Annotated in this window: 29 protein-coding genes; 21 read left to right on the top strand and 8 right to left on the bottom strand. The window is 63.0% G+C overall.

The window, feature by feature from the left end; genetic code table 11:
• Nucleotides 1-297: 297 nt before the first annotated feature.
• The 6 genes from ABIB57_RS11410 (at nt 298) to ABIB57_RS11385 (ending at nt 6,779) form a co-directional block, all read left to right on the top strand.
• Nucleotides 298-507 (top strand): cold-shock protein, encoded by a 210-nt coding sequence (locus ABIB57_RS11410; protein ID WP_299747237.1) that lies wholly within the window; start codon nt 298-300, stop codon nt 505-507.
• A 285-nt stretch (nt 508-792) separates the two neighbouring features.
• Nucleotides 793-1,266 carry a transcription elongation factor GreA gene (gene greA / locus ABIB57_RS11405; RefSeq protein ID WP_354040876.1) on the top strand — a complete coding sequence of 158 codons (474 nt, stop codon included), beginning with the start codon at nt 793-795 and terminating at the stop codon, nt 1,264-1,266.
• Between the two features lie 156 nt (nt 1,267-1,422).
• Nucleotides 1,423-2,373, top strand: coding sequence for a thioredoxin-disulfide reductase (gene trxB, locus ABIB57_RS11400; protein ID WP_354040874.1), 951 nt, complete (start codon nt 1,423-1,425; stop codon nt 2,371-2,373).
• A gap of 33 nt (nt 2,374-2,406) precedes the next feature.
• Complete coding sequence (locus ABIB57_RS11395; RefSeq protein ID WP_299732908.1) at nt 2,407-3,300, top strand: LysR family transcriptional regulator; 894 nt, start codon at nt 2,407-2,409, stop codon at nt 3,298-3,300.
• Nucleotides 3,301-3,503: 203 nt separating this feature from the next.
• Entirely contained in the window at nt 3,504-4,211 is a 708-nt protein-coding gene (locus ABIB57_RS11390) for an HAD family hydrolase (protein ID WP_354040872.1), read from the top strand.
• A gap of 1,440 nt (nt 4,212-5,651) precedes the next feature.
• A complete protein-coding gene (locus tag ABIB57_RS11385) occupies nt 5,652-6,779 on the top strand; it encodes a hypothetical protein (protein WP_354040870.1) in 1,128 nt (375 codons plus the stop codon).
• 154 nt (nt 6,780-6,933) lie between these two features.
• Here the strand turns inward: ABIB57_RS11385 and ABIB57_RS11380 are convergent, their stop codons facing one another.
• Complete coding sequence (locus ABIB57_RS11380; protein WP_354040869.1) at nt 6,934-7,386, bottom strand: MarR family winged helix-turn-helix transcriptional regulator; 453 nt, start codon at nt 7,384-7,386, stop codon at nt 6,934-6,936.
• Between the two features lie 102 nt (nt 7,387-7,488).
• Between ABIB57_RS11380 and ABIB57_RS11375 the strand changes: the two genes are divergently transcribed.
• Nucleotides 7,489-7,863, top strand: a complete 375-nt coding sequence (locus ABIB57_RS11375) for a cupin domain-containing protein (RefSeq protein WP_354040868.1) — start codon at nt 7,489-7,491, stop codon at nt 7,861-7,863.
• A gap of 28 nt (nt 7,864-7,891) precedes the next feature.
• On the opposite strand, the gene ABIB57_RS11370 is transcribed toward ABIB57_RS11375, so the two are convergent.
• The 3 genes from ABIB57_RS11370 to ABIB57_RS11360 form a co-directional block, all read right to left on the bottom strand.
• Nucleotides 7,892-9,109, bottom strand: coding sequence for a hypothetical protein (locus tag ABIB57_RS11370; protein ID WP_354040866.1), 1,218 nt, complete (start codon nt 9,107-9,109; stop codon nt 7,892-7,894).
• Nucleotides 9,110-9,195: 86 nt separating this feature from the next.
• Entirely contained in the window at nt 9,196-10,398 is a 1,203-nt protein-coding gene (locus ABIB57_RS11365; protein ID WP_354040865.1) for a pyridoxal phosphate-dependent aminotransferase, read from the bottom strand.
• Between the two features lie 125 nt (nt 10,399-10,523).
• Nucleotides 10,524-11,582: a LacI family DNA-binding transcriptional regulator gene (locus ABIB57_RS11360; RefSeq protein WP_354040864.1), complete on the bottom strand. Its 1,059-nt coding sequence runs from the start codon at nt 11,580-11,582 to the stop codon at nt 10,524-10,526.
• A gap of 150 nt (nt 11,583-11,732) precedes the next feature.
• Between ABIB57_RS11360 and ABIB57_RS11355 the strand changes: the two genes are divergently transcribed.
• The gene (locus tag ABIB57_RS11355; protein WP_354040863.1) at nt 11,733-11,951 is read left to right on the top strand and encodes a hypothetical protein; all 219 of its coding nucleotides are present in this window, start codon (nt 11,733-11,735) and stop codon (nt 11,949-11,951) included.
• 173 nt (nt 11,952-12,124) lie between these two features.
• Here the strand turns inward: ABIB57_RS11355 and ABIB57_RS11350 are convergent, their stop codons facing one another.
• Nucleotides 12,125-12,538 carry a DUF4864 domain-containing protein gene (locus tag ABIB57_RS11350; RefSeq protein WP_354040861.1) on the bottom strand — a complete coding sequence of 138 codons (414 nt, stop codon included), beginning with the start codon at nt 12,536-12,538 and terminating at the stop codon, nt 12,125-12,127.
• 146 nt (nt 12,539-12,684) lie between these two features.
• Here ABIB57_RS11350 and ABIB57_RS11345 point away from each other — a divergent pair, with 146 nt between their 5' ends.
• The 3 genes from ABIB57_RS11345 (at nt 12,685) to ABIB57_RS11335 (ending at nt 14,353) form a co-directional block, all read left to right on the top strand.
• Complete coding sequence (locus tag ABIB57_RS11345; protein ID WP_354040859.1) at nt 12,685-12,984, top strand: hypothetical protein; 300 nt, start codon at nt 12,685-12,687, stop codon at nt 12,982-12,984.
• Nucleotides 12,985-13,286: 302 nt separating this feature from the next.
• On the top strand, nt 13,287-13,715 hold the full coding sequence (locus ABIB57_RS11340; protein WP_354040858.1) for a CBS domain-containing protein: 429 nt from the start codon (nt 13,287-13,289) through the stop codon (nt 13,713-13,715).
• A gap of 179 nt (nt 13,716-13,894) precedes the next feature.
• Nucleotides 13,895-14,353 carry a Ros/MucR family transcriptional regulator gene (locus ABIB57_RS11335; RefSeq protein ID WP_354040856.1) on the top strand — a complete coding sequence of 153 codons (459 nt, stop codon included), beginning with the start codon at nt 13,895-13,897 and terminating at the stop codon, nt 14,351-14,353.
• Between the two features lie 13 nt (nt 14,354-14,366).
• Here the strand turns inward: ABIB57_RS11335 and ABIB57_RS11330 are convergent, their stop codons facing one another.
• Nucleotides 14,367-14,696 carry a GNAT family N-acetyltransferase gene (locus ABIB57_RS11330; RefSeq protein WP_502914385.1) on the bottom strand — a complete coding sequence of 110 codons (330 nt, stop codon included), beginning with the start codon at nt 14,694-14,696 and terminating at the stop codon, nt 14,367-14,369.
• 190 nt (nt 14,697-14,886) lie between these two features.
• Between ABIB57_RS11330 and ABIB57_RS11325 the strand changes: the two genes are divergently transcribed.
• From ABIB57_RS11325 to ABIB57_RS11315, 3 genes are all read left to right on the top strand, one after another.
• The gene (locus tag ABIB57_RS11325; RefSeq protein ID WP_354040852.1) at nt 14,887-15,576 is read left to right on the top strand and encodes a Spy/CpxP family protein refolding chaperone; all 690 of its coding nucleotides are present in this window, start codon (nt 14,887-14,889) and stop codon (nt 15,574-15,576) included.
• Nucleotides 15,577-15,761: 185 nt separating this feature from the next.
• Nucleotides 15,762-16,994 carry an aminotransferase class V-fold PLP-dependent enzyme gene (locus ABIB57_RS11320; RefSeq protein ID WP_354040850.1) on the top strand — a complete coding sequence of 411 codons (1,233 nt, stop codon included), beginning with the start codon at nt 15,762-15,764 and terminating at the stop codon, nt 16,992-16,994.
• A 172-nt stretch (nt 16,995-17,166) separates the two neighbouring features.
• Nucleotides 17,167-18,063, top strand: coding sequence for a DMT family transporter (locus ABIB57_RS11315; protein WP_354040848.1), 897 nt, complete (start codon nt 17,167-17,169; stop codon nt 18,061-18,063).
• 180 nt (nt 18,064-18,243) lie between these two features.
• Here the strand turns inward: ABIB57_RS11315 and ABIB57_RS11310 are convergent, their stop codons facing one another.
• Together ABIB57_RS11310 and ABIB57_RS11305 are read right to left on the bottom strand one after the other, a co-directional pair.
• Entirely contained in the window at nt 18,244-18,603 is a 360-nt protein-coding gene (locus ABIB57_RS11310) for a DUF2147 domain-containing protein (protein ID WP_354040846.1), read from the bottom strand.
• Nucleotides 18,604-18,635: 32 nt separating this feature from the next.
• Entirely contained in the window at nt 18,636-19,025 is a 390-nt protein-coding gene (locus ABIB57_RS11305) for a DUF2147 domain-containing protein (protein WP_354040844.1), read from the bottom strand.
• A 373-nt stretch (nt 19,026-19,398) separates the two neighbouring features.
• On the opposite strand from ABIB57_RS11305, the gene ABIB57_RS11300 reads away from it, so the two are divergent.
• The 7 genes from ABIB57_RS11300 (at nt 19,399) to ABIB57_RS11270 (ending at nt 26,376) form a co-directional block, all read left to right on the top strand.
• Nucleotides 19,399-19,992 carry a thymidine kinase gene (locus ABIB57_RS11300; protein ID WP_354040842.1) on the top strand — a complete coding sequence of 198 codons (594 nt, stop codon included), beginning with the start codon at nt 19,399-19,401 and terminating at the stop codon, nt 19,990-19,992.
• Nucleotides 19,993-19,994: 2 nt separating this feature from the next.
• Complete coding sequence (locus ABIB57_RS11295; protein ID WP_299732847.1) at nt 19,995-20,381, top strand: acyl-CoA thioesterase; 387 nt, start codon at nt 19,995-19,997, stop codon at nt 20,379-20,381.
• Nucleotides 20,382-20,495: 114 nt separating this feature from the next.
• The gene (locus tag ABIB57_RS11290; RefSeq protein WP_354040840.1) at nt 20,496-21,197 is read left to right on the top strand and encodes a peptidase inhibitor family I36 protein; all 702 of its coding nucleotides are present in this window, start codon (nt 20,496-20,498) and stop codon (nt 21,195-21,197) included.
• Between the two features lie 132 nt (nt 21,198-21,329).
• On the top strand, nt 21,330-22,103 hold the full coding sequence (locus ABIB57_RS11285) for an SH3 domain-containing protein (RefSeq protein WP_354040838.1): 774 nt from the start codon (nt 21,330-21,332) through the stop codon (nt 22,101-22,103).
• Nucleotides 22,104-22,238: 135 nt separating this feature from the next.
• Nucleotides 22,239-22,826: a peptidase inhibitor family I36 protein gene (locus ABIB57_RS11280; protein WP_354040836.1), complete on the top strand. Its 588-nt coding sequence runs from the start codon at nt 22,239-22,241 to the stop codon at nt 22,824-22,826.
• Between the two features lie 153 nt (nt 22,827-22,979).
• The gene (locus ABIB57_RS11275; protein ID WP_354040834.1) at nt 22,980-25,394 is read left to right on the top strand and encodes an EAL domain-containing protein; all 2,415 of its coding nucleotides are present in this window, start codon (nt 22,980-22,982) and stop codon (nt 25,392-25,394) included.
• 208 nt (nt 25,395-25,602) lie between these two features.
• A complete protein-coding gene (locus ABIB57_RS11270; RefSeq protein ID WP_354040833.1) occupies nt 25,603-26,376 on the top strand; it encodes an amino acid ABC transporter substrate-binding protein in 774 nt (257 codons plus the stop codon).
• Nucleotides 26,377-26,559 lie beyond the last annotated feature (183 nt).

The raw sequence follows: 26,559 nt of genomic DNA, 5'->3' as shown, positions 1-26,559 counted from the left end.
CCCCCGCGCGTCGGCGCCGGCCCCTTCTCGGGTCTGGTGTCTATATTTGACGAGATCGGTTCGCGCCCTGGTTGACCCCCGAGTCAGCCGGGTGTTTTGTCATGTGTTAAGACATATTGAACACGCCTTTTTTTCGGGTTAGGCTGCCCGCCATCGAATATTGCGGCCGACCGATCTGTTTATGCGAACACCATTCGCGCATGCTGACGTCACTTTCCGATATTTCGATATCAACCAAGTCACGGTCATTGTGACCGGGACTGCTTAGATCAGCGACTGCACGAGGGAACGCGCATCATGGCAACCGGCACCGTAAAATGGTTTAACGGCCAAAAGGGGTTTGGCTTCATTCAACCTGACGAAGGCGGGGCGGACGTGTTCGTCCACATCTCCGCGGTTCAGCGTTCGGGCCTCAACGGGCTCGATGAAGGCCAGAAGGTCACCTACGAAATCGTCAAGGACAAGCGCACCGGCAAGTCCGCAGCGGATAATCTGGTCGCTTCGTAAGCCGACCGGCATAGATTTGAGAAGGCGCGGTTGGGAGGCCGCGCCTTTTCCGTTTCTGAATAATGGCTCTACGCCAAAACCTGCACCCCACTGGCCTTTTGCGGCGAATATCCCTAAGGCTTGCAACCGCATGTGGAGAGCCCTATCTCCCAAGCGTAGACCGGCTTGACCGCAACGCGGTTGGCGGGCAGTTTGAGACTATCTCCTGAAACACCCAATCCTGTCGGATGCCGAACGGACCTGGCAGGAAGAAATATTGTTGCCGTGCCTTTGGAGGCAAATAGAATGGACAAGATCCCAATGACGATCGGTGGCCATAAGGCCCTGAGCGTCGAATACGAGCACCGCACCGCCACCGAGCGCCGCCGCATTGTCGAGGCGATCTCCGAAGCGCGCGCCCATGGGGACTTGTCCGAAAACGCCGAATATTCGGCCGCCAAGGAACAGCAGAGCCTCAATGAAGGCCGCATCCAGGAACTGGAATCGCTGCTGGCGCTGGCCGATATCATCGACGTTACCAAGCTGAGCGGCACCTCCGTCAAGTTCGGCGCCACCGTCACTTATGTCGATGAGGACACCGAGGACGAGAAGACCTACCAGGTCGTCGGCGATAGCGAAGCCAATGCCAGCGAGGGCCGCATTTCGATCTCCTCCCCCATCGCCAAGGCCATGATCGGCAAGTCCGAGGGCGATTCGTTTGAAGTCTCCGCTCCCGGTGGTGCCCGAAGCTACGAGATCATCAAGATACGGTATGTTTGACGCCCAATAATTGAGCATTTGCTCATCAAGGGTGTGACATTTCGGTGTATAGCGCCGTCCGCCAAGCTGCGGGCAAACACTTGGCCTTGAAACTATGACCCTCGCGCCCTTAATCTAGGGCCGAGGGAGTTTTTCGTGGAAATTCGGAGAGCGTCGATGCACGCGAAAGTCATCATCATCGGGTCCGGCCCTGCCGGCTACACCGCCGCCATTTACGCGGCGCGTGCCATGCTTGAGCCGGTGATGATCCAGGGCATGCAGCCCGGTGGCCAGCTCACCATCACCACCGATGTCGAAAATTACCCCGGCTTCGCCGATGTGGTTCAGGGCCCCTGGCTGATGGACCAGATGAAGGCGCAGGCCATCCACGTCGGCACCAGGATGGTCAGCGACCTGATCGTCTCGATCGATTTCGACCGTCGCCCCTTCGTGCTCACCGGGGATAGCGGGGATATCTACACCGCCGACAGCATCATCATCGCCACCGGCGCCCAGGCCAAATGGCTGGGCCTGCCGAGCGAGCAGAAGTTCCAGGGCTTTGGCGTGTCGGCCTGCGCCACCTGCGACGGCTTCTTCTATCGCAACAAGGAAGTGGTCGTGGTCGGCGGCGGCAATACCGCAGTCGAGGAAGCCCTGTTCCTCACCAATTTCGCCTCCAAGGTCATCGTCGTGCATCGCCGCGGCGAATTCCGCGCCGAGCGCATCTTGCAGGATCGCCTGTTCAAGAACCCCAAGATCGAAGTGCGCTGGAATACCGAGGTTGCCGAAATCGGCGGCTCGGCCATGCCGCCATCGGTCAATGCCATCACCCTGCGCGACCTGACCAATGGCCGCACCTACGAACAAAAAATCGATGGCGTATTCGTCGCCATCGGCCATGTTCCGGCCACATCGATCTTTGCTGGTAAGCTCGACATGAAGGCGGGAGGCTACCTTCAGGTCAAGCCGGGCACCTGTGAAACCAATATCCCGGGCGTTTTCGCCGCTGGCGACGTCACTGACGATATCTATCGTCAGGCCGTCACTGCGGCGGGCATGGGCTGCATGGCGGCGCTCGACGCCGAACGATATCTGGCAGAACATGAGCTGGCCGAGGCTGCGGAGTAGCCTGCCAAGTAAAAAAGAAGGCGTCACAAAGAAATGCTCGACTGGGACAAGCTCCGGATTTTCCACACCGCCGCCGAGTCGGGTAGTTTCACCCATGCCGCCGAAAAGCTGGGCATGAGTCAGTCGGCGGTCAGCCGGCAGATTTCGGCACTGGAAGATGACCTGGGGCTCAAGCTCTTCATCCGCCACGCACGCGGCCTGGTGCTGACCGAGGTGGGCGAGCAATTGTTCCGCACCGCCCATCGCATGCACTGGGAACTGCAGCAGGTGGAAACCCAGATGTCCGAAAGTCAGGACGTGCCGACCGGCCCGCTTATCGTCACCACAACGGTGGGTATCGGCTCGACCTGGCTGTCCTCGCGGCTCGACGAATTCCTCAAGCTTTATCCGCTGATCCAGCTCGAAATCCGCCTCAACGACGGCGAACTCGATCTGGCCATGCGCGAGGCCGACGTAGCCATCCGCCTGCACCGGCCCAACCAGTCCGAGATGATCCAGCGCAAGCTGTTCACCGTCCACAATTATTTCTACACCTCGCAGAGCTACATCACCGAATACGGCATGCCCAAGAATATCGAGGACCTCGATAATCACCGCATCATCAGCTTTGGCGAGCCGGTGCCCTCCTATCTCGGCGACATCAACTTCCTCGAACGCGTCGGCCGCGCCGACAACAGCCCGCGCCGCGCCGCGCTCAAGGTCAACGCCGTCTACGGCATGATGCAGGCCGCCCGCGCCGGCATCGGCATCGCCATGCTGCCCGCCTACGTCACCGAAAAGGAAGATGGTCTGGTCCAGGTCCTCTCGGAAATCACCATTCCCGAATACGAGGCCTATTTCGTCTATCCCCCGGCCCTCAAAAACTCCAAGCGCGTCGGCGTCTTCCGCGACTTCCTCGTCGGCAAAGCCCGCGAGTGGAGTTTCTAGGCCGAGGGCTCCCCCTCATCCGCCCTTCGGGCACCTTCTCCCACGAGGGGAGAAGGGATGGAACCGGGAGCTTGCAGTCGTCAACCCTCACCCCTTGTGGGAGAGGGACAGCTCGCGACGCGTTCAGCGGAGCGAGCAGGGTGAGGGGTATGGCCCCAATGCCCGTTGCCGGAATCCTGCCCCTTTAGCCAAGACCAGCCTCCATGCCCATCACCACCATCGCCTTCGACGCCGACGACACCCTGTGGCAGAACGAGCAGTTCTTCCGCCTGACCGAGCAGCGCTTCACCGCCCTGCTCAAGGATCACGCCGATCCCGAAGGCCTCGGCGAACGCCTGCTGGCCGCCGAAGTGCGCAACCTTGCCACCTATGGCTTCGGCATCAAGGGCTTCACCCTCTCCATGATCGAAACCGCCCTTGAGGTCACCGAACATCGCGTGCCCGGCACCGTCATCGCCGAAATCCTCGCCGCCGGCCGCGAATTGCTTACCCATCCGGTCGAGACCCTGCCCTATGTCGACCAGGCCCTGGGCGAACTCCAGGACCGCTACCGGCTGATTCTCGTCACCAAGGGCGATCTGTTCGACCAGGAACGCAAACTCGCCGCCTCCGGCCTTGCCGAGTATTTCGCCGCGGTCGAGATCGTCTCTGACAAAACCGAGGCCATCTACCGCCGCATCTTCACCCAGCACGCCGATGGGCTCGACCGCACGCTGATGGTCGGCAATTCGCTTAAATCCGATGTCCTGCCCGCCCTCGCCACTGGCGCCTTCGCCGTTCATGTGCCGCACGACCTGACATGGTCGTTCGAGCACGCCGAGGAGCCGGCCGGCAATCCGCGCTATGCCCGCATCGCTCATCTTGGCGAATTGCCCGCCGCCATCGACGCCTTCGGGGCACAGGATAAATAAAGCCTTAACGAATCAATTTGGCGCATTTGGCCGTGGCGCGAGCAATCTCCAACTCTCGCAAACGGTCGGCATAGGGCTCGTTTCGGAGCAGTACTCGACTTCCCACTGCCCTCGTCAGGGCAAATCTAACCGGCCGCCTCTCTGGCCAATAGTTTAATTCGCGCACCCCCAGCCAGCCGGCGCCTTGATTCCAAACGACAATTCCTGTTCACCCGCGCCTCGCGCATGGCTGGCATACGCCCTGCCTAATTGTGAGGCATGCTGCACAGGCTTATACCGCCCGAACACAGCGGGGCCTTCCTCCCTTGCTCCTGCTGCGTTCCCTCCTTGCGAGGCTTGCTTCGCATCGATATGGCCTCGCTCTCCCCTCGAGCGGGGCCATATTTTTTGCCCATACCCTGGGCAAATGCCTGCAGTATGCGCATGGCACACATACCAGCATGTTAATTGTGCATTCATGTCGGAGGGCGCATATTCACATTGTCGCTGAGACGAACACCGTATCCTCCTCCCTCGGTCTTCTGTATCGCGACACCGAATTTGGATCGTATCCTCCTCCCTCGATCCAGGTTCAACGGCAGAGCGCATATCCTCCTCCCTTGCTCTCTGCCCCACTTTTGATCGGCTCAGCCGATCGTCAGGCCCCATCCTCGGATGGGGCCTTTTTTTCGTCCCTTCCTTGGGTTGGCCACAGCAAAGGCGAAGAGCTTCAGGTCAGGCCGAGTCGAGAATGACGGACTTCGAGAACCGGAGCGGAGCGTACGTTCAGGTACGCGAGCACCGGAAGCGCAGCAGAGCGTTATTCGCAGACCGGCATCACCTGAAGATCGAGCCTTTGACAACTTGTCGCAGCACATAGTGCATGGCTGACATGTCAGCATCTGCATTGCTGACCATCCGGTCAAAATATATACATACACCTGTCGCTGCGAAGCCCTCCGTATCCTCCTCCCTCGGACCGGCTTTACGCGACACCGGGTTTAAGTCGTATCCTCCTCCCTCGGCTTAGGCCCACCCGGTCCGGCGCATATCCTCCTCCCTTGCGCAGGGCCATTACTTTCGATTTGGCTTCGGCCCTATCATCAGGCTCCATCCTCGGATGGAGCCTCTTTTTTTGCCGCTATGTTTTCTGGTATCGCCAATTTTGCATGGCTGGCTTGCCCATTGTGCGTTTGTGTATGAAACCCGGCGAGCAGATAGTCACCGGAACGCGGTCTTCGTGGTGACCGCATCTCCAAGGTCAGAGGCTTCGGCCTACGACCCCTAGGCCCTGCCCATCCCCTCGGGCGGGGTCTTTTCATTTCCAGTCATTCTTGCCGCCGCTCCGGCAGTTTTTGCCGCCTGATGCGCTTGCGCATCTGATAAATTCCCGGATTTCCGGGGATTTCGGGGCGGCACGTTGCTTGCATAAGTTTGATTAACCTTGCCAGGAGCCCCGTCATGGTCGCCCTCACCACCGCCTATTCCGCCACGGCCTATACCAATTCGACAGCGGCCGCGATCGCCAGCAAGACCGCCAGCACCATTGCCGCCGTCACGCCCGCCACCGCAACCGCTACGGACGACACCCCCGCCACCAGCGTGGAGTTTTCCGCCGCCGCCAAGGCCGCGCTCGAAGCCAAAAACCTGGCCACGGTCCTGACCGAGGCGCGCCAGAAGATGACCGCGCTGCTGACCGACGCCAAGCGCACCACGCCGCTGCAAGGCGGCAAGCTGGCCCTGGACATGAGCAGCCTCGATGCCCGCGAGATCTACGCCATGGCCAACAGCACCGATAAAGCGGCCTTCACCGACGACGAGAAGAAAGCCGCCGGCCTCGAAATGCAGCGCCGCTTCGATGCGGCCCTGGCCGGTCCCGCCGCCATCACCAAGGTCACCGGCAACTATACCGGCCTCTACCAGGCCGCCGCCGCCTATCTGGATAGTCTGGGCCCCGAGGAACGCGCCGATCCCAAATCGGTCGCCGCCCGCGCCGCCCTGACCGACGGCCTCAAGCAGTTGGCCACCGCTCCCAAGACCAAGCCCGATGCGGGCGACGACGATCCGGTCGCGCTCTATCTGGCCCTGAAGGAGGCCGGCGGGGCGTCCGGCCCGCGCGACATCAAGGACGTGGCCAGCGACGTGCGCGTCGCCATCGACAAGAAATACGATGCGGCGCTCGCCAACGGCAAAGTGCCCACCTTCAACAAGAACACCAAAGTCGGCACCTTCATTGATCTGTCCACCTTCGATTCCCGCTCGCTGTCCGCCATCGTCCTCAACCAGGACGACGAGTTTTCGGGCGAAGAAGTCTCCGCCGCCAATGCGATCTTGCGCAGCAAGGGCGGCGCTGCCCTGATCGCTGGCTACCAGAACGCCGCCAAGAGCAGCGACCCCACCGCCTTCAGCCAGAACGTCATCGGCATCTATTCGTCGTTGAGCGCCGAAGAACGCCAGGCCCTGGGCTGGAGCGACCAATTCTACCAAGCCGCCGTCAACAGCTTCGCCACCACCTCAAAACTCACCCAGATGTTCGGCGACGCCTCATCGGGCAACGCCACCAACTTCACGAGCTGGTTCAGCAAGTAGGCGGCACAAGAGGGCATCGGCTGTCCGTTGCCCTCGGCCCCTCCCCACCCATCACCGGACCGTCCCGGTGATCCACCGCCCCGCGCGCCAACGCCCCGGACCAGCCGCGCAACGGCGGCGGTCGGCGTTCGCATACGCTTGAAAGCCCGAGGCCCTACTGGCCTTCGAACAACTCGTCCAGCACCGCCATAAAATCTTCGAACCGCGCCGTCCCAACCGCCTCGCGATAGCGCGCCTCGATCTCCTGCTTGATCCGGTTGCCGTCGTCCAGCGCCTGCGCGCCCCTGGCCGTAAGCTGCACAATGCGACTGCGCTTGTCCGCCGGATCGACGACACGCAGCACAAATCCGTCCGCCTCCAGGGTATCGACAAACTGCTGCACCGCCTGCTTGGACACGCCCAGCTTCCGTGCCAACTCAGCCTGCGGCACTCCGGCGGCGCGCAATTGCCCCACGACCGCACCTTGCGCCTGCGTTATCCAGCCATGGCCGGCCGCGGTCATGGCTGTCTCGAACTCGTCCTTCCACTGCCGGCTCAGCCGCCATAGCCGCCAGCCGACGTGATCGATCAGCTCCGACGTCGTTTTTTCGTCAAGTTGCTTGACCAATTCACCAAGTCCATGTAGTCAAGTTGCTTGACGATAACACATTACGGGGTGCCTGCACAGTCGCACGCGCCCACCGCCCACACAACGCCACGAGGATGTCCCGTGCCCCTGATCACCGCCGCCAGCGCTCCCCAGTTTACCATTCCGGGCGTCACCTTCACCGGCCTCGCCTCGCCGACGCGCGGCGCAAGCGACACCGCCGTCTGGACACTCTCGCTCGCCCCCGGCAGCGTGGGCACCACCCATCAACTGACCCGCGAGGAAATCTTCGTTTGCCTCTCCGGCACCGCCAGCATCCGACTGGGCGACGAGGTGCTCACCCTATCCCCGGGCGACACCCTGATCGTGCCACCGCACACCGATTTCGGCCTGGACAATCCGGGCGACACCCCGCTCACCGCCCTCGCCGTCTTCCCCGTCGGCGGTCAGGCTATCCTGCCGGGCCAAGCGCCCTTCACCCCGCCCTGGGCCGCATGATCCCTCGTCACCGTGAAGGAAACGGCCGCTAGCCTGGCGTCGGCAGGAGCACCGGGGCCGGACGCGCCACCACGCGATAGAGCATCAGCGTACTCATCGTCGTCCTGAACAATTCATCGCACACCGCCACGATCAGCAGTCCCGCCAAGGCGGCATCGGCCCCCCACCACAGGATGACGCTGCCCCCCACCACATTGCTCAACACGGACAGCATGGCCATGCGCCCCATGGCATTCTTCGCCCGCAGGCCGGCCAGCGCAATCTGGTTGAACGTCCCCAGCAACATGATCGCCGACAGGGCAACAAACTCGCTCTGGAAGTTCTGAATGTCGGTCATTGTGCTGATGAACAGCCAGATCAGCCCCAGCGACGGCACCACATGGGCCAGCCCCGCCCCGACAAGTTTGGCGAACAACCGATAGTGCTCGCTCACGCCCAGCGGTTTGCTGAAGGCGGACTGCAGAATGATCGAGAACGTCAGCCGCCACGCCACGGCGATCAGGCAGAGGCTACTGATGAAGTTGAATTTGGCCGCGCTGTCGACGCTGATCGCCAGCAGCGCTGTCGCGAACACATAGAAGAACGCATTGTACGACAGCGACTCGATGACCGCGAAGGCCAGAGTTTTCAGGTTACGGATATCAAATCCCGTGAGCGCCCTTGCCAGCACACCTCGGGTTTCGCTACCGGCAAACACTTTCACCCAGACGTAGCCGCTGGCCGCCGATACGGACACGATGTTGGCCGCGATGCTCAGCGCAATGCCGGTATCGGCGTCGTGCACCAGCAGCACGATCGCGGTGTTCAACACTGCCGCGCTCGCCACCATGATCACCGAGGACACCAGCACCGTTCGCGATGTCTTGCCGCCGGTCGACATGGCCTGCGCCACCATGCGCGGCGCCTGCAGCACCGATGAAAACAGGAAGACGCTGAGCAGCAGCGACCACAGCGGGCGCTCCTGCGGCCACGGCGCCACGAAATGCAGCCACATCATGGCCGGAACATAAACCGCCAGCGACACCATGGTGGTTCTCACCGTCGCCGCAACGCCGTCCGTGTCCGGCGCAAAGCCGTGCGAGAACACATCGCTTTGCGCGTAGATCCGGGCGGACGTCGAAATGATAACCGCCAGCGGGATCACCAGGCCCAGATAGGCCAGGAACACGATATCGATCTTTTCGACCGCCAACGCTTCCACAATCGGCAGCGCAAAGCTGACGACGAGCGAAAGATACAACGGCACCACAGTCTTCCAGTATGACGTCACAAGGCACCGTCCCCCGACCGCCCCAAACTGTCCGCCAACCGACAGTCAGTTCTTCAGCAAAGCTACGCTATCCCCGCGCAAAACCCCTGGATGCGCGCCACCGCATCTTCCAACTGGCTATTGGCGGCCGCATAGCTCAGCCGGAAATGCCCCGGCAGCCCGAACGCGGTGCCATGCACCAGCGCCACCCCGGTTTCCTCCAGCAGCGCCAAGACGAAATCCTCGTCGGTCACCAGCTTCGCACCGCCCGCCGAGGTCTTGCCCAGCAGCCGCTGGCACGACGGGAACACATAAAACGCCCCCTCGGGCACGAGGCAATCCAGCCCCGTATTGGCATTGAGCCCCGCCACGACCAGATCGCGCCGCCCCTGGAACACCTTGCGCCAATCCGCCAGGAAACCCTGCGGCCCGTTCAGTGCCTCGACCGCCGCCCATTGCGCAATCGATGTCGGGCAACTGGTCGACTGGCCCTGCAGCTTGGTCATCGCCGCCACCAATTGCCGCGGCCCGGTGCAGTAACCGATGCGCCAGCCGGTCATCGCATGCGACTTGGAAACGCCGTTCATAGTCAGTGTGCGCGGCTGCAGGGCCGGCTCCACTCCGGCAATGGTGGCGAAGGTGCCGCCATCATAGACCAGCACTTCGTAGATATCGTCGGTCAGGATATGCACCTGCGGATGCCGCAGCAGCACATCGGCCAGCCCGCGCAGTTCGGCCGCGGTATAGGCCGCCCCTGTCGGGTTGGATGGCGTGTTGAGGATCAGCCACTTGGTCGCGGGCGTGATCGCCGCCTCCAGCACTTCCGGCCTCAGCTTGAACCCGCTCGAGGCATCGGCCACCGCAAACACCGGTTCCGCCCCGCACAGCCGCACGATTTCGGGATAACTCACCCAATAGGGCACGGGCACGACCACCTCATCGCCCGGATTGAGCGTCGCCATGAAGGCGTTGAAGATGATCTGCTTGCCGCCCGAAGACACGAAACAGTCTGCTGCCGTTACATTCAGCCCGTTGTCGCGCCGGAACTTGGCCGCCACCGCTTCCTTGAGTTCGGGAATGCCGTCGACATTGGTGTAGCGCGTCTTGCCCTCGCTCATGGCGCGCATAGCCGCTTCGCGCACATGCAGCGGCGTGTCGAAGTCGGGTTCCCCAGCGCTAAGCGCGATCACGTCGCGCCCGGCCGCGGCCATGTCGCGCGCCTTCTGGCTGATCGCGATCGTCGCCGACGGCGCCACGCGACTCAAAGCCTCGGACAGGAAACCCATGCAAAAACCCTCCCGGAAATCGCGAGGATTGATAGAGGCTCAACGCCCGCCGGGCAAGCCTTCCTCGCCTCTCCCTGAGGCAGAGGGCCGGCGCGCAGCGCGCGGTGAGGCCCCCCCTTTTCGCCTTAGCCCCTGGGGGCCGCCGTACTTGCGCGCACCGCCAAGGTCAGCGGAATGCTCCGGCGCTGCGCCGGCACGTCGTCCTGCAAAATCGCCTGCACCGCCTGCCGCGCGATTTCCGCCAGCGGCTGCACAATCGTAGTCAGCGGCGGCTCCGACAGTTCCGCCTCCTTGACGCCATCGAACCCCACGATCGACACGTCCTCCGGCACGCGCAAGCCGTGTTCCGCCAGCCATTCCATCGCCACCAGCGCCACCCGATCCGACATCGCCAGGATCGCCGTCGGTGGCTCGGCCGCGGCAAAAATCGCCGCGATTGCGGTTCTTATGCTGGCCACATCCTGGGTCTCGTAAACCGGCACGGACTCCGGCGCCACGCCAAATTCCGCCAGCGTCCGCCAATACCCAATGGCACGATCGCGCGAGGTGGAAAACGTGGCGCCCCGCACCTGCCCATCCGTCAACAGCCCCGCGCCGCCCTCGGAAAACTCCGTCCCCAGCACCGCAAAGCGCCGATGCCCGAGTTCGGCCAGATGCCGCGCTGCCATGCTGGCCCCGGCAATATTGTCGATGCCGATGGTGGGAATGGACTTGTCATCCACGCCCAGCGCCAGCGCCACGAACGGCAAGTGCCGTTCCCGCGTCAGCTCCACCAGCTTCTCGCCGCCCTCGACGCACAGCAGGATGAATCCGTCCACCAACGCGCTTTGAATATTCCACACCAGCTTCTGCTGGTTCTTGGCTGAAACCAGCGCCATGCCGGTGCCGCTGGCGTCGCACACCGCCGAAATCTCGGCCATCAGCGCCCGCGCCCACGGATCCTCGAAAAAATACGCCATTGGCTCCACCGCGGCGACGCCGATGGCATTGACCTTGCCCGCCCGCAGCAGCCGCCCCTGCACGCTCGGCCCGCCATAGCCCATAGCCTTGGCCGTCGCCAGCACATGCTCGCGCACCTCGTCGCGGACCACTTCGGGCCGGCTGAACACATTGGACGCGGTGCCCTTGGACACCCCCGCCTCGCGCGCCACATCCGCCAGTTTCACCGTCGCCTTCGTCGCCATCAGCCCGCCTACGCCGCTAAACCCCGTTCCTAGCACAAAAATTGTACCGGTTCAAAATCTGCTTGACTTGGGCTGATATGGGCATAGATTTGAACCGATCCAAACGATCGCACGTCTACGAATTGAACCGATCCAACTCAGGAGTATAAAATGATGACCTTCATCCCCACCACCTATTTCTCCAAGAGCCTTTACACCGAAATCTGGGGCGACCCGTGCAACCCACATGCCGTCGACGTGCCGGCGACGCCATACACCAAACCCCACCGTGGCGGGCCCATCCTCAACGTCCTCACCCTGGCCTCCACCCTGCGCCAGCGCCTGGTCCGTCACCACCCCGTCAACTCCAATTGCGCCACGCAGTCGTGAAATACGGAACGCAGTCTTCGCCCGCACTAGGCCCAGCTTGGTTGAGCTTCAGGACAGGCCAAGTGGAAAACGGTGGTTATCGACAACCCGCGCGGAGCGTACTTCAGTACGTGAGCACCGGAAGCGCAGATAACCACCATTCTCAGACCGGCATCACCTGAAGATCGACGGACCTAGACGCCGATGCCGGCTTCTTTTTTGAGCACCACGCCCTGCACCCGCCAGCCCACATCGGGCTCGTCCACCAACTGATATAGCGCTTCATACAGGCCCTGGTCCGGCCCGACGAACTTGACCACCTGCATCACCACTGTGTCGCTGACCTTGGTGAAATCCCCAAAGCTATGCGAGCGCGACGCCACGATAGGCCCATAGCCCGACGCCGCAATCGCCTTGATGAACACGTTCGGATCGGTGAACTGCGCTTTGAACCCCGCCGCGGCAAAATCCAGCGCCGCCACGCCATCGCCGGCGCGAAACGCCTCGATCTGCCCCGTCACCGTGGCCTGCCACGGCGCGTCGCTCTCTTGCGCCTGCGCTGGAAACACCAGTGCCAGCAGCAAAGCCAATGCCATTATGATGCGCATTCCCGCCTCCATTGCATTGCAACGCCGCCCGGCGCCACAGTTCTGCCGTCAAATGGTACGCGCTTGACCCAGATCGACCCAAACTCTGCGCGCATTCGCACGGTCTACTCATCGTCATTGCCACCACGAGCAAAGACGCCGATCCCATGCACAAATCTACGTCTCCCAAGCGGAAAAGTTTCAGGCTCTACGCGATCGTCTCCACCGCCCTCGTCGGCGTGGGCGCGGCTGCAGCGCTGGCGGCGGGCATAACGCCCGCAACGGCATCCAGCCTGGCGCAAAATGCGGACACCCAGGTTGCGGTGTTCATGATTCCGCTGACCCTGCTCGTCCTGGCATTGCTGTTCGAGGTGACGCGCGTTGCGATGCGCGGCGCCTTGCCGGTGGATTCCACACCCCGCCGACCCTCTCGCCTCAACTGGACCCCCGGTAACGGCGAGGGCTGACCTCCATACTTCCCCCGACTGACGTCCCCCTGGGTCGGCCTCGCGCCGGCCCTTTTTTTCGTCGCGCCTCCGAGACTGTTTAGAAATTCGCCCTGGTGAGTCAGATGCCGTGGTTTTCGAGAACCGGAGCGCAGCGTACGTTTGGGTACGTGAGCACCGGAAGCGCAGAAAAGCGCGGCAGATGGCCGCCAAGGTAGAATTTCCAAACAGTCTCTCAGACCTTCTCCCTATTGCCCTGCCCCGCCCTCGGGCGCACACTTTGCGAAAAACCGCGCAATCACCGCAATGAGGAGGACTCAACGATGCTTGTCGAAAATATCCTTCAAACCAAGGGCGTGCTGGTGCACACCCTGCCCGAAACCGGCACCCTGGCCGATGCCGTCGCCCTGCTCAACCGGCACAATATCGGCGCCGTGGTCATCACCGCTACCAACGGATCGATCATCGGGATCCTGTCGGAACGCGATATCGTGCGCCGCCTCGGCACCGATCCGGCCAACACGTTGAACCTGCGCATTGCCGATTGCATGGTGCGCGGCGTCGTCACCGGCACGCCGGTTACCCCCATCGACGAGGTCATGGAGCGCATGACCAATTTCCGCATCCGCCACATGCCCATCGTTGATGGCGATACCCTGGTGGGCATCATCTCCATTGGCGACGTGGTGAAGTTCAAGATCGAAGAGGTCGAACAGGAGGCCAGCGCCCTGCGGGAATACATCGCCTCCTGAGGCGCGCACGGCCCGACCGTCGCCGCTGTCCGACTCACTCTCGGATGCCCCTGACGGTAAAGATTGGCCGACGATAATCGGCGCAAGTTGAAATTTTAGCGGGGCTAAACTTTCGATGGACAGCCCCGATAAATCCGGTATTCGTATGGGCAGCCGCACATGGTTCAGGGTCCGATTTGATGACGAGCGACGAAACAGCAAACGCTGCCAGCGATCTAGTAGTGTTCACTGGCGAAATCGTCAGCGCTTATGTCAGTCACAATCCCATCAGCACCCACGATCTTCCAACGCTGATTTCCAGTGTCCACGCGGCTCTCAAAACGCTTGGCGCTGCGGCTCCCGTTGAGGCGATGCCTGAGCTTAAACCCGCCATCGCCATCAAAAAATCGGTCACGCCCGACTTCATCATCTGCCTGGAAGACGGTAAAAAGTTCAAATCCCTCAAGCGCCATCTGATGACGCATTTCCAGATGACACCGGATGATTACCGGGCGAAATGGGGCCTGCCGGACGATTATCCCATGGTTGCCCCCAGCTATGCGGCAGTCCGCTCGACCCTGGCGAAAAGCAACGGCCTCGGCCGCAAGCCGGCCGCCACGCCGCCATCACGCGGCAAGAAGGCCCCTCCAACGGCCTGACCGACGCACTGCCTCAAGCCAGCGCGATCAGTCCCGCCGCTGTATCGGCAAACCCGCAACCGCGATAAAACGCGGTCAGATGCGGCTCGAAATCGACATGCAGCCATTGTGCCCCGCGCGCCCGCGCCGCCTCGGTCGCCGCCTGCACCAGCCGCGTTGCGAGTCCCTGTCGCCGATAGGCGGGGTCCACGCAGGTATCGAGGATAAAGGCATGAATGCCGCCATCCCAGGCGACATTGACAAAGCCCACCAATCGCTCGCCATCATATGCCCCGACATGCGCCAGGCTGCGCCGCAAAATCGGCTGGAAACTGGCCGGTCCGGCATCACCCCAAGCCGCCATCCACAGGGCGCTCAGCGCAGCATCCGTCGGCAACGGATCGTTAACAATGTCGATCACATTCAATCCTTTTCGGCCTGAACGTTACCAACATGGCTAAGTGTTCATCCCCTCGCAAGGTCGCGCACAGGTAACGCGGTCTAATGTGTGTTTACGCCGCTCCAAACGGCTTTCCATGCAAAGGACAACCCCCATGAAGACGATCTCCGCGACCGCCATTGTGGCATTGATGACAGTCAGTGTCGGCCTCGCCGCCGCAGCCCCCGCTATGGCCGAGCAAGCCCAACCCCGCTTCCAGCAGCATATGCAGCATCCAGGCGGCGCCATGCAGCCCATGCATCATCAGGGCGGCGGTGCCAATAATCACGCCAACAAGCAGCGTCCGGGCAATGGCGATGCCGGCCTCGGTGGCGTGCTCGATTTCGGGCGCGACAGCCAACAGATCGAAATCGCGCTGGTTCGCCTGACCCATCGCATCGATCTGACCGACGCCCAGAAAACGCTCCTCGAAAGCTTCAAGACCGCAGCTTTGGCCGCCCAGGCGGATTTCACCAAAGTCATCGATGCCGGTCGCCCCGCCGCCCCAGCTGCCGGCACGACACCGGCCCCGCGCCCAGATATCGTCGCCCGTCTCGATCAGCGCATTGCGGTCGAAAAGGCCCATCTCGCCGCGCTCACTGCCGTGCAGCCGTCGTTCCAGGCCTTCTTCTCCAGTCTCACCGATGAGCAGAAAGCCAAGTTGATGCCGCAGCGCGAGCAGCGGTCCGGCTGGCAGGGCGAGCAGCGCAAGGGCCCGATGGGCCACCATGGCAAGCGGACAATTCCGGGCCAGCTCAACGCTCCCGCCGCCCCTGACGCTGCGCCCGTGCCGCTCAAGAGCTAGGACCGCATAGAGTTTAGCCCGCTGCCCTACCCTCCGGCATCGGGCTGATCGTCGGCACCGGGGCCTGCCCCCACAATACCCCGGCGCCGCACAGGCCCTGGCTCTAACGAGCCGGGGCCTGCCCCTTGTTGCGCCGGCCCCCTTGATGATCTACCAATCGGCCACCCCGCTGACTGGATCACCTCATGACCGCCCTGCCCCTCGACCCGGCCCGCATTCGCGCGCATTTCCCCGCTTTTGCCGAGCCCTCCCTGCAAGGCCAGGCCTTCTTCGAAAATGCCGGCGGCTCCTATATGTCGCGCCAGGTGATGGACAAGCTCGACCATTACGTCCGCGCCACCAAGGTGCAGCCCTATGGCCATTATCCCGCTTCCCAGGAAGCCGGCTCGGCGATGGACCTGAGCTTCACCCGCATGGCGCAAGCGCTGAACGTTAGCGCCGACTGGATCCATTTCGGCCCCTCCGCCTCGGCGAACACCTATGTGCTGGCCAATGCCTTCGCCTCCTGGCTCAAGCCCGGCGACGCCATCGTGGTCACCAATCAGGACCACGAGGCCAATTCGGGCGCCTGGCGTCGCCTCGCCGCGCGCGGCATCGAAGTGCGCGAATGGCAGGTCGATCCACAAACCGGCCGCCTCTCCCTCGCCGCGCTCGATACCCTGCTCGACGCCAAGGTCCGCCTCATCGCCGCGACCCATTGCTCGAACGTCGCCGGTGAAATCAACCCCATCGCCGAGGTCGCCGCCCGCGCCAAATCCATCGGCGCCGTCACCGTCATCGACGGCGTCAGCTACGCGCCCCACGGCCTGCCCGACCTCGCCGCGCTCGGTGTCGATATCTATATTTTCTCCGCCTACAAGGTCTACGGCCCCCACCAGGGCGTCATGGCCGTCCGTCCCTCGCTGGCGATGGACCTGCCCAACCAGGGCCATTTCTTCAACGACGACAAGCCACGCTACCGCCTGACCCCCGCCGGTCCCGACCACGCCCAGATCGCCGCCGCCTCGGGCATCGTCGATTATCTCGAAGCCGTCGCCGCCATCGCCGGTGACAATGCGCCGGGCGAAAATCCCTTCCGCCGCGCCCATCACGCCATGCGTGCCCAGGAAATCGCCCTGGCCACGCCCCTGCTCGATTATCTGCGCGGCAAGAATTCCGTCCGCCTCATCGGCCCTGACGATCCCGCCCTGCGCGCGCCCACCATCGCCATCGCGCTGGACGAACCCGCCGGCCCCGTCGCCGCGCGCCTCGCCAAGCACGGCATCATGGCCGGCGGCGGTCATTTCTACGCCTACCGCCTGCTCCAGGCCCTCAGCATCGACCCCAACCACGGCGTCCTCCGACTCTCCTTCGTGCACTACACCACGCCCGAAGAAATCGCCCAGCTCATCGCCGCTTTGGATGCCGAACTGAAGTAAGACACCCTCATCCGGCGCTGCGCGCCACCTTCTCCCCGACGGGGGAGAAGAATAAGAGGCACTGCGCTCGCATTATTCCTCTCCCCGTCGGGGAGAGGGTGGCCGAGCGAAGCGGAGGCCGGGTGAGGGTGACTGCCCTCACCGCGTCTCATCAAACCATCCGAAAGTCCCCATGCCCCGTCCCGCCGCCATTGCCCTGCTCCTGTTCTGCACCATGCTCTGGGGCTTCGCTTTCGTGGTGCAAAAATCGGCCATGGAATCGATGGGCCCGCTCACCTTCATCGGCCTGCGCTACCTGCTCGGCGGCATCGTCATCCTGCCCGTCGCCCTGTTCGAGCGCCGCCGCCAGGCCGTCCACCTGACGCGCAACAACTGGCTATTCATCGGCCTCATGTCGCTGGCCTTCTTCATCGGCTCCTGGCTGCAGCAGGTGGGCCTGCTCACCACCACCGTCACCAATGGCGGCTTCCTCACCAGCCTCTATGTGCTGTTCGTCCCCGCCATCGCGCTGCTCGCCTTTCGCACCTGGCCCCACCCCATCGTCTGGGTCGGCATGCCCATGGCACTGATCGGCATCTACTATCTCAATGGCGGCGGGCTCGATCGCCTCAATGGCGGGGACCTCTGGATCATCATCAGCGCCCTGTTCTGGGCCTGCCACGTGCTGATGCTCGGCCATATCGCCCGCACCACCGGCCAGCCGATCCTGATTTCCTGCATCAGCTTCCTCGTCGCCGGCGCCCTCGGCCTGATCCTGGCCTTCATGCTCGAAACGCCCAGTTTCTATGGCGTCATGAACGGCTGGATGGAAATCGCCTATGCGGGTATTTTCTCCACCGCCATCGCCTTCACCTTCCAGGCGGTCGGCCAGCAATATGTGCCGCCCGCCAATGCGGCGATTATCCTGTCGTCCGAAAGCCTGTTTGCCGCGCTCGGCGGTGCCCTGCTGCTGGGCGAACGCCTCCCCGCCGTCGGCTATGCCGGCGCCGCGCTGATCCTGGTGGCAATATTATTGGTCGAGATCGTCCCGGCGCTCAACGCACGCCGAACACCCGCGCCGGCCGCCTAGCGCTCCCACCCATCAAGGGAAAGGACGATGAAGCCGAAAAGACTGGACGCACCGAAGCTTCCCCACCCACCGCCCTTCCCGCGGGCGTGACCCGCGGGCCATTCGCCGCTTGTGCCGGGCTGAGAGTGGCCCGCGGGAAGGGCGACGGCGGGGATGGATGGCGGCTGACCAACCCCAGGCTCATTCCGCGTAGCGATGCAGCCGATAGGTCTTGCAGATCACCAGCGCTACGCAGCCTTTCAGCTCAATCTCGTCGTCGCCCACCTGGGTGATCGTTCCACCCGCCGATTGCCCGAACAGGTGCAGGTCGCCCTTCCACTCATTCGGCCCCGTTGCCTGCGCATGGTCGATCAACAGCGTGTTGAGATAGGGCAGGTTCTCCGCGTTGTCGGCGCCATTGCCCAGCCAGATCAGCGTGCCGCACAGCTGCGTGCCGTCGCCGCACAGCTCCACCCGGTAGCGCGAGTCGCGCATCTCGATTTCCCAGGTGCCCACCGGCGATGCCGCAAAGGCCGCCGGCGCGATCGCCAAAACGGCCACTGCCACGACACCGCGAAGGGCACGACGGACCGTCACTTGTCGTGCCGATACATTTGGTAGGTCTTGCACACCACCACGAACGCACAGCCCGAAAGCGTCATCTGATCCTCGCTCTGCTGGGTGATGCTGCCGGACATGTCGTATCCGAGCAGCCGGAGCTTGCCCTTCCACCGGCCCTCGCCCGCCTGAGCCATGCCGGTCGTCACCGGCGTATTCAGATAGCGCTGATACTGCTTGTTGTAATCGGCGTCGGACAGCCAGACCAGCGTGCCGCACAGCTTGGTGCCATCGCCGCAAAGCTGCAGCTGGATGCGCGTATCGCGCGTCTCCAGTTCCCACACGCCATTGGGCGACGCCAAAGCTGGCGCCACGCTTGCCATCACCAGTCCCAACGCGACGATCGCCCTACCAAAACCCCGCATGGAAATCTCCTGAACGCAAAACCATCGATCGGTTCAGCCTGCCGTCACCAAGCTGAATGCCCGCTGAACGAGGCGGTTCCACCCCCTTGTCCACAGTCACATGCCCGTCATTGCCCTGTCATGCCTGGCTCATAGGCTTGCCTCGTTCCGGCCTTACCCCATTCGGCCCGAACCGCCCGGCCCCGCGTTTCCCCAACGCCGCGCTAGGCATTTTATGCGAGCTTGGGCCGCCAGCCTGGCTCGGCCGACCCTAATCGGCATCTGGGCCGCCTTTCGGGGCGGCCGCTTTTTATGTGGACCAATCGCGTTTGCGCTCGCGCAAACCCCGCCGCTGCGGCACAACGGGCGCTGATCCAATCCTCCAGCGCGGTCCATGGCCAAACTCTATTTTTCTTACGCGGCGATGAATGCAGGCAAGTCCACCCTGTTGCTGCAGGCTGCCTATAATTACCGCGAACGCGGCATGCGCCCGCTGCTGTTCACCTCCTCTCTCTATGCCAAGGATGATGTTGGCCTGATCTCGTCGCGACTGGGAATTTCTGAAGCCGCCGAACTCTATGCGGATGGCGACGATCTGTTCCAGACCATCCGCGACCATTCCGACGCCGCCAAGGTCGATTGCGTCTTCGTCGATGAGGCCCAATTCCTCAACCATGACCAGGTCTGGCAACTGGCGCGCGTCAGCGATCGCCTGCGTATTCCCGTCATGTGTTTCGGCCTGCGCACCGATTTTCAGGGCAAACTGTTTCCCGGCTCCTCCGAACTGCTTGCCATTGCCGATGTCCTGCGAGAAATTCGCACCATCTGCTCCTGCGGCGCCAAGGCCACCATGGTGGTGCGCCAAGGCATGGATGGACGCGTCCTCACCGATGGCAACCAGGTTTCCATCGAAAAATCCGTTTACCTGTCCCTTTGCCGCCGGCACTGGGAAGAAGCTGTCGGCCGTTGGCCAGTCAAAGGACCCTGATCATGGACCGCTCGGCAACCGAACCCAAGGGCGACCTCACCATCCGCACCCTGGCCATGCCTGCCGATACCAATCCAGCCGGCGACATTTTCGGCGGCTGGGTGATGAGCCAGATGGATATTGCCGGCTCCATCGCCGCCCATGAGCGCACCAAGGGCCGCACCGTCACCGTGGCGGTCGAGGGCATGACCTTCATCTCGCCCGTCAAGGTCGGCGACGTGCTCTGCGTCTACACCACAGTCGAGCGTGTCGGCACCACGTCCATCACCGTCTCCATGGAAGCCTGGGCCCGCCGCAACCGCCTCGGTGATCGCGTCAAGGTCACCGAAGCCCGCTTCGTCTACGTCGCCCTCGACGATCACGGCATGAAGCGCAAGATCGAAGCCTGACACCGTCTCCCTTGAACGGCCACAATGCTGAACGAATCCGTTCAGGCCGCGTTCAGCCTGTTCGTGTTCAAACGGCCAACAGGTCGCCATTGCGATCGTTTTCGGGAGCCCCTCATGCCCACCTTCCGCCTTGCCATTGCCGCTTTCGCCGCCGCGATGTCGTTTGCCGCGCTCGCTACCCCCGCCTTCGCCACGGGCGGCGCCACCAGTCAGCAGGTCCAGGTGCTGTCCGTGCCCAATTCCGGCGCCGCCTTGGTGGCCACCTATGGTGCCTCGACGCCGATCAATGTCGTGGGTTGCAATGGCGTCTGGTGCAAGGTCTCCGATGGCAATACGACCGGCTGGATCGGCCGGGACTCCATCATCTTCAAGGGCATTTTCAAGCCACCCACTATCGCTCTGGATGGTGCCCCTCAGGCGCCCCAGCCCAGCAATAACGGCAACAATGGCGGCTTTGGTGGCAACGGTCCCAATTTCAATTTCGACTTCGGTTTCGGCAACGACAATCCGGGCCCCTTCCCGCCGCAGCAGCAACCGCGCCCGCCTCGCCCCCAGCCCTCTCAGCGCGCCCAGGCCTGCTTCTACAGCAGCACCAATTTCCGTGGCGACAGCTTCTGCGTCGATATTGGCCAGAGCTATGCCTACCTGCCTGACGATTGGGACAATGAAATCCGCTCGGTAGAAATCTTCGGGCGCGCCCGCGTCGATCTGTGCCGCGACGAGGATATGGAAGGCGCCTGCGCCACCCTGCGCTCCAGCCAGTCGCGCCTGCCCAGCCAGATCGACCGCCGAGTCTCCTCGCTCGAGGTCTATTGAGCTCAGCGTCCCCACGAGGCCCGGTGCAGGAACCCTTTGCACCGGCGCCCCGTTCCTAGCACAACATCCACCTAATCTTCCGCGTGCCCGATTCTTGGGCACGCCGACTAAGCCCATCCATGGAGCGCCTTGATGAACCGCCAAACTCGCAGAATGCTGCTGAACCTTGCCACCGGCTTTGCCGTGGCCGCCGCTGCCGCCCTCACCTTCCTCCCCGCAACCCAGGCAGCGCCGGGCGTCATCACCTCCAACGTCAATGTGCGCTCCGGCCCCGGCACCAACTATGCCGTCGTCACCGCCGTGCCGAGCGGCACTCAGGTGGACGTCCAGCGCTGCGACTCGGGCTTCTGCTATGTCGAAGGCCGTCGCGTCTCCGGTTGGGTTTCGGCCCAGTACCTGAGCGCTGGTGGCCGCCCGGTCAATCCGAGCAATCCCGGCGTGTCCTTCGGCTTCTCCGTTGGCGGCCCCGGCGGTCCCAACATCAATATCGGTGTCGGCAACGGCAATAATGGCCCGGGCCCACGTCCGGGCAATAATGGTCCCTTCCCCGGCAATAACGGCCCATTCCCGGGCAATAACGGTCCGTTCCCCGGCAATGGCCCCGGCCCGCGCCCCGGCGATAATTTCCCGGGCAACGGCCCCGGCACGCGCCCGCCCGTTTATCAGGATGCCGAAGTCTGCTTCTACGATCGCACCCGCTTCCGCGGCAACAGCGAATGCTACCAGTCGGGCGACAGCGTCCGCGACCTTGGCCGCATGGCCGGCTCCTTCCAGTCGATGGAAAATGAGGACGGCCTGAGCGTACAGGTCTGCGCCGATCGCAACTTCCGCGATTGCCGCACCTACACCACCAGCGCCTCCTCGCTCAGCAGCTTCGGCGACGTGTATTCGGTCCGCATTCGCTAAACTGCTCTGACGCCACATCAAGCGCCGTCCTTCGGGATGGCGCTTTTTGTTTGCCTTTGGTAATTGCGGCTTGGATGTGGCAACTGCCCGCGCTACTATCGCGCCATCTTACGCCGATCCTGGGAGCCTTTATTCATGGTACTGCGCACGCGCCAAATCCTGCTTGCACTGATTGCGCCTTTGGTCCTGCTGTTCGCAGTGGCACCCGCAATGGCCGAAGGTCCCGGATACGGCACGCCTGCCTGGAGCACTCAGGACCTGACCCTGCGCGAAGGTCCCGGCGGCCCCTATGACGTTGTCGGCGCCATCGCCGCCGACCAGGCAATCCTTGTCTATCGCTGCACCGTGCGGTGGTGCGTGGTTGGCCAGGGCCATGAACGCGGCTGGACCCAGATTTCCAAGCTGAGCTTCGGGTTGTCCTCCGCCGGTCCGCTGAGCGGCCCTCGCCTGAACTATGGCCATGGCGGCCCCGGCCAGGTCTGCTTCTTCGAAGGCCGCAACTATACCGGCGCCTCGGTCTGCATGACCTCCGGCAACGTCTACAACGACCTGTTGCTGTACCACATCGATAATCGCTTCTCCTCGGTGACCGTCGAGGGTCACGTTTCCGCTGCCGTCTGCCGCGACGCCGATTTCCAGTCCTATTGCACCCGCATCATCAAGAGCGAACCGGTCCTGGGCCGCTATCTGAACGATGCCGTTTCCTCGATCCGGGTCTATTAACTCAATAAAGCCAGCCGCTTATCGTCGGGCGCTCGCCACACATCATTAACTAGCCGGGCCATAACCCGCCCGGTTTCGATCACGTTATTTCCGCCTTCATAGGGTTTTTACTGACCCGCCCTGATGGTCCAGGTAATCAACGCCGAGACCATTATGCAAACTGTCCTCTCCACCCTGTTCCTGCATCACGACTTGCGCCTCGTGGTCCTTGCCGCCCTCATCTGTGCGCTATCCGCCTTCGCCGGCGTCACGCTGCTGAGTCACGCGCAAAAACTCAGGCCCGGTCGCACCCGCGCCATTTGGTTGGCGATCGCGGCCGGTTCGGTTGGCTTTGGCATCTGGGCCACCCATTTCGTGGCCATGCTCGCCTTCGCCATCGGCATGCCGACCGGCTATGACCTGTGGATGACGCTGCTCTCGCTGGCGCTCGCCATCGTCGTGACCGGCGGCGGCTTCTGGGTGGCCACGGCGGGCAGTCGACGCTCCGACAAGGCCTTGGGCGGCGCCATCGTCGGCATCGGCATTGCGGGCATGCACTATGTCGGCATGATCGCGCTGATGATCGGCGGCAATATTGCCTGGGACACCACGCTGGTGACCGCTTCGCTTCTACTCGGCATCGTGTTCGGCGCCGCGGCCCTGCTGGTTGCTGCGCTCGGCACCGGCGTCAAATCCCGCTTCGGCGGCACGGCCCTGCTCACTCTGGGCATCTGCGCCATGCACTTCACCGGCATGGGTGCCGCTGGCATGCAAAACTGCTACGCCATCGTCAGCGCCGCCGATGCGACCCCCGAATATCTGGGAATAGCGGTGGCCATCGGCAGCATCATGGTCCTGCTGACCGCCCTCATGGCGCTGCGCCTCGATTTGCGCGAAGAAAAGCGCGCCGCCCTTGAAGGGCACCGCATGCGAGGCCTTGCCGATGCCGCCGTCGAGGGCCTGATAGTCTGCCTCAACGACAACATCGTCACGGTCAATGCCAGCTTCCGCACCCTGGTCGGCCAGAATGACGCCGAAGTCACCGGTAAGCCACTGTCGGCCTATTTCGATGACACCACCTGCGCCGCCCTGCTCGCCCGGCACAATGTCGCCGTCGAAACCGATCTCGTGGGCCCCAAGGGCATGCACATCCCGGTAGAGGTCATCCTGCGCAAGGTGGATTATAACGGCAAGCCGCACCACGTCGTGGCCGTCCGCGATCTCAGCGCCCGCCGCCAGGCCGAGCAGCATATCCGCTTCCTCGCCCATCACGATGCCCTGACCGGCCTGCCCAACCGCGCCAGCTTTAATCGCCACCTGGAAAGCGAAATCGCGCTGGCAACGCGGCAGGGCCAGAGCTTTGCCGTGCTGTGCCTCGATCTCGACCGCTTCAAGGAGGTCAACGATCTGTTCGGCCACCCCGCCGGCGACGCCCTGCTGAAGCGGGTCGGCCAGACCCTGCTCGCCACCATTGGCGACAAAGCCTTTGCGGCCCGCATCGGTGGCGACGAGTTCTCCGTCATCATCCCCGATATCGGCAGCCCGGCCCGCGCCGGCCGCATCGCCGAGCGCATTCTCGACGGCTTCCGCGACGCCAACCAGAACGCCGCCGACGGCACCATGATCTCCGCCTCCATCGGCATTTCACTCTTCCCCAACAATGCCGAAGACCCGCAGCACCTCGTCACCCACGCCGATACCGCGCTCTACCGCGCCAAGCATGACGGCCGCGGCATCTACCGCTTCTTCGAGACCGAAATGGGCACCGCCGTGCGCCAGCGCCGCCTGATGGAAAACGACCTGCGCCACGCCATTTCCCGCCAGGAACTGCATCTGGTCTATCAGCCCCAGGTCGATATCGCCTCGGGCCTGGTGAACGGCTTCGAAGCGCTGGTGCGCTGGTCCCACCCCCACCAGGGCCAGATTTCGCCCAGCACCTTCATCCCCGTCGCCGAGGAAAGCGGGTTGATCATGCAGATCGGCGAGTGGGTGATGCTCACTGCCTGCGAGGAGGCCGCCTCCTGGGCCAGCCCCCTTTCGATCGCCGTCAACGTCTCGGCGGTGCAGATGCAAAGCGCCCAGCTGCCCGAAATGATCGCCGACATCCTTCGCAAGACCGGGCTCCCCGCCCAGCGCCTGGAGATCGAGATCACCGAGACCGCGCTGGTCCGTGACATCAACCGCACCCTGGTCAGCCTGCGCCAGATCAAGGCCCTGGGCGTGCGCATCGCCATGGACGATTTCGGCACCGGCTATTCCTCGCTGGCCAACCTGCGCGCCTTCCCATTCGACAAGATCAAGATCGACCAGTCCTTTATCAAGTCGGTCGACAGCAACGAGCAGTCCGCCGCCATCGTCCGCGCGGTCCTCGGCCTTGGCGCCGGCCTCAAGCTGCCGGTCGTGGCCGAAGGCATTGAACGGCTGGAAGAGCTCGATTTCCTGCGCGGCGAAACCTGCGGCGAAGCCCAGGGGTTCCTCCTCAGCCGCCCCGCTGCCATCGCCACTTTCGCCAATATCACCGAAGGCCGCGAAACCTCCATCGAGGGCCTGGGCTGGGATGTCCCGAGGCCATTGCGCGTCGTGAGCTGATGCTCTCGGCGGTCGCCTCCGGGCGGCCGCCCCACTAATCGTCAGCAGCGCCGTTTCCCTAAAATCCAAATCCTGAGTATGCCAATGCGCCTTGGGTGCTGCCGCAGAAACATCCTGCTTTTTGCTGGCAACAGCGATGGCGAAGACTGAACCGTGCCTATAGATCACCTTGCGCCGTGGGAAACATACGCGCTGCAAGGAGACAAACATGAAACTGGTAAAGTCGATTATTGCTTTGGGCCTGCTGCAGTTTGCAGTGATGACCCCAACCTTCGCGCAATCTGGCCTCGACGCCATCAAGTCCGCCGGCGCCCTGCGCATCGGCACCGAGGGCACCTATGCCCCCTTCACCTTCCACGACGACACCGGCGCTCTCGTCGGCTTCGACGTCGAAATCGGCCAGGAAATTGCCAAGCGCCTCGGCGTCAAAGCCGAATTCGTCGAAGGCAAGTGGGATGGTCTGATCGCCGGCATCGATGCCAAGCGCTATGACGCCGTCATCAACCAGGTCGGCATCAATCCCGAGCGCCAGGCCAAATACGATTTCTCCGAACCCTACATCGCCTCCAAGGCCGTCCTCGTCGTGCGCGGCGACAACACCGATATCACCAGCTTCGCCGATCTCGCCGGCAAGAAGTCGGCCCAGACCCTGACCAGCAATTTCGGCAAGCTCGCCACCGAAAGCGGTGCTGAACTGGTTGGCACCGACGGCTTCGATCAGTCCATCGCTCTGGTCATCGACGGCCGCGCCGATGCCACCATCAATGACAGCCTCTCCTTCTACGATTTCAAGAAGCAGAAGCCCGACGCCAATGTGAAGATCGCCGCCACCCAGGACGCCGCCGACCATTCCGGCGTGCTGATCGCCAAGGGCAATCCTGAACTGCTCGCCGCTATCAACGACGCCCTCGTCTCCATCAAGGCCGACGGCACCTACGCGACAATCTCCCAGAAATACTTCGGCGCCGACGTCTCGAAGTAAATACCCAAACGCTCAGTCGTCTCCCTCCCCCTTGTGGGGAGGGATCAAGGGTGGGGGTCGCTTTATAGTCCACTAAATGCCCACCCACCTTCCTTCCCGCGGGCTTGACCCGCGGGCCACTCTCAACCCGGCACGATCGGCGAGAGGCCCGCGGGTCAAGCGCGCGGGAAGGAAGGGAGTATA

Origin of the sequence: Devosia sp. UYZn731, assembly GCF_040546795.1 — a bacterium.
GTDB lineage: Bacteria > Pseudomonadota > Alphaproteobacteria > Rhizobiales > Devosiaceae > Devosia.
The sequence above is the reverse complement of the archived record's forward strand: the minus strand, read 5'-3'. Positions and strand labels throughout refer to the sequence as shown.

Coding starts and splice junctions, on each gene's coding strand:
- ABIB57_RS11410 (WP_299747237.1), top strand. CDS start 298: ATGGCAACCGGCACCGTAAAATGGTTTAACGGCCAAAAGGGGTTTGGC.
- greA (WP_354040876.1), top strand. CDS start 793: ATGGACAAGATCCCAATGACGATCGGTGGCCATAAGGCCCTGAGCGTC.
- trxB (WP_354040874.1), top strand. CDS start 1,423: ATGCACGCGAAAGTCATCATCATCGGGTCCGGCCCTGCCGGCTACACC.
- ABIB57_RS11395 (WP_299732908.1), top strand. CDS start 2,407: ATGCTCGACTGGGACAAGCTCCGGATTTTCCACACCGCCGCCGAGTCG.
- ABIB57_RS11390 (WP_354040872.1), top strand. CDS start 3,504: ATGCCCATCACCACCATCGCCTTCGACGCCGACGACACCCTGTGGCAG.
- ABIB57_RS11385 (WP_354040870.1), top strand. CDS start 5,652: ATGGTCGCCCTCACCACCGCCTATTCCGCCACGGCCTATACCAATTCG.
- ABIB57_RS11365 (WP_354040865.1), bottom strand. CDS start 10,398: ATGGGTTTCCTGTCCGAGGCTTTGAGTCGCGTGGCGCCGTCGGCGACG.
- ABIB57_RS11360 (WP_354040864.1), bottom strand. CDS start 11,582: ATGGCGACGAAGGCGACGGTGAAACTGGCGGATGTGGCGCGCGAGGCG.
- ABIB57_RS11355 (WP_354040863.1), top strand. CDS start 11,733: ATGATGACCTTCATCCCCACCACCTATTTCTCCAAGAGCCTTTACACC.
- ABIB57_RS11350 (WP_354040861.1), bottom strand. CDS start 12,538: ATGCGCATCATAATGGCATTGGCTTTGCTGCTGGCACTGGTGTTTCCA.
- ABIB57_RS11345 (WP_354040859.1), top strand. CDS start 12,685: ATGCACAAATCTACGTCTCCCAAGCGGAAAAGTTTCAGGCTCTACGCG.
- ABIB57_RS11340 (WP_354040858.1), top strand. CDS start 13,287: ATGCTTGTCGAAAATATCCTTCAAACCAAGGGCGTGCTGGTGCACACC.
- ABIB57_RS11335 (WP_354040856.1), top strand. CDS start 13,895: ATGACGAGCGACGAAACAGCAAACGCTGCCAGCGATCTAGTAGTGTTC.
- ABIB57_RS11330 (WP_502914385.1), bottom strand. CDS start 14,696: ATGGCGGCTTGGGGTGATGCCGGACCGGCCAGTTTCCAGCCGATTTTG.
- ABIB57_RS11325 (WP_354040852.1), top strand. CDS start 14,887: ATGAAGACGATCTCCGCGACCGCCATTGTGGCATTGATGACAGTCAGT.
- ABIB57_RS11320 (WP_354040850.1), top strand. CDS start 15,762: ATGACCGCCCTGCCCCTCGACCCGGCCCGCATTCGCGCGCATTTCCCC.
- ABIB57_RS11315 (WP_354040848.1), top strand. CDS start 17,167: ATGCCCCGTCCCGCCGCCATTGCCCTGCTCCTGTTCTGCACCATGCTC.
- ABIB57_RS11305 (WP_354040844.1), bottom strand. CDS start 19,025: ATGCGGGGTTTTGGTAGGGCGATCGTCGCGTTGGGACTGGTGATGGCA.
- ABIB57_RS11300 (WP_354040842.1), top strand. CDS start 19,399: ATGGCCAAACTCTATTTTTCTTACGCGGCGATGAATGCAGGCAAGTCC.
- ABIB57_RS11295 (WP_299732847.1), top strand. CDS start 19,995: ATGGACCGCTCGGCAACCGAACCCAAGGGCGACCTCACCATCCGCACC.
- ABIB57_RS11290 (WP_354040840.1), top strand. CDS start 20,496: ATGCCCACCTTCCGCCTTGCCATTGCCGCTTTCGCCGCCGCGATGTCG.
- ABIB57_RS11285 (WP_354040838.1), top strand. CDS start 21,330: ATGAACCGCCAAACTCGCAGAATGCTGCTGAACCTTGCCACCGGCTTT.
- ABIB57_RS11280 (WP_354040836.1), top strand. CDS start 22,239: ATGGTACTGCGCACGCGCCAAATCCTGCTTGCACTGATTGCGCCTTTG.
- ABIB57_RS11275 (WP_354040834.1), top strand. CDS start 22,980: ATGCAAACTGTCCTCTCCACCCTGTTCCTGCATCACGACTTGCGCCTC.
- ABIB57_RS11270 (WP_354040833.1), top strand. CDS start 25,603: ATGAAACTGGTAAAGTCGATTATTGCTTTGGGCCTGCTGCAGTTTGCA.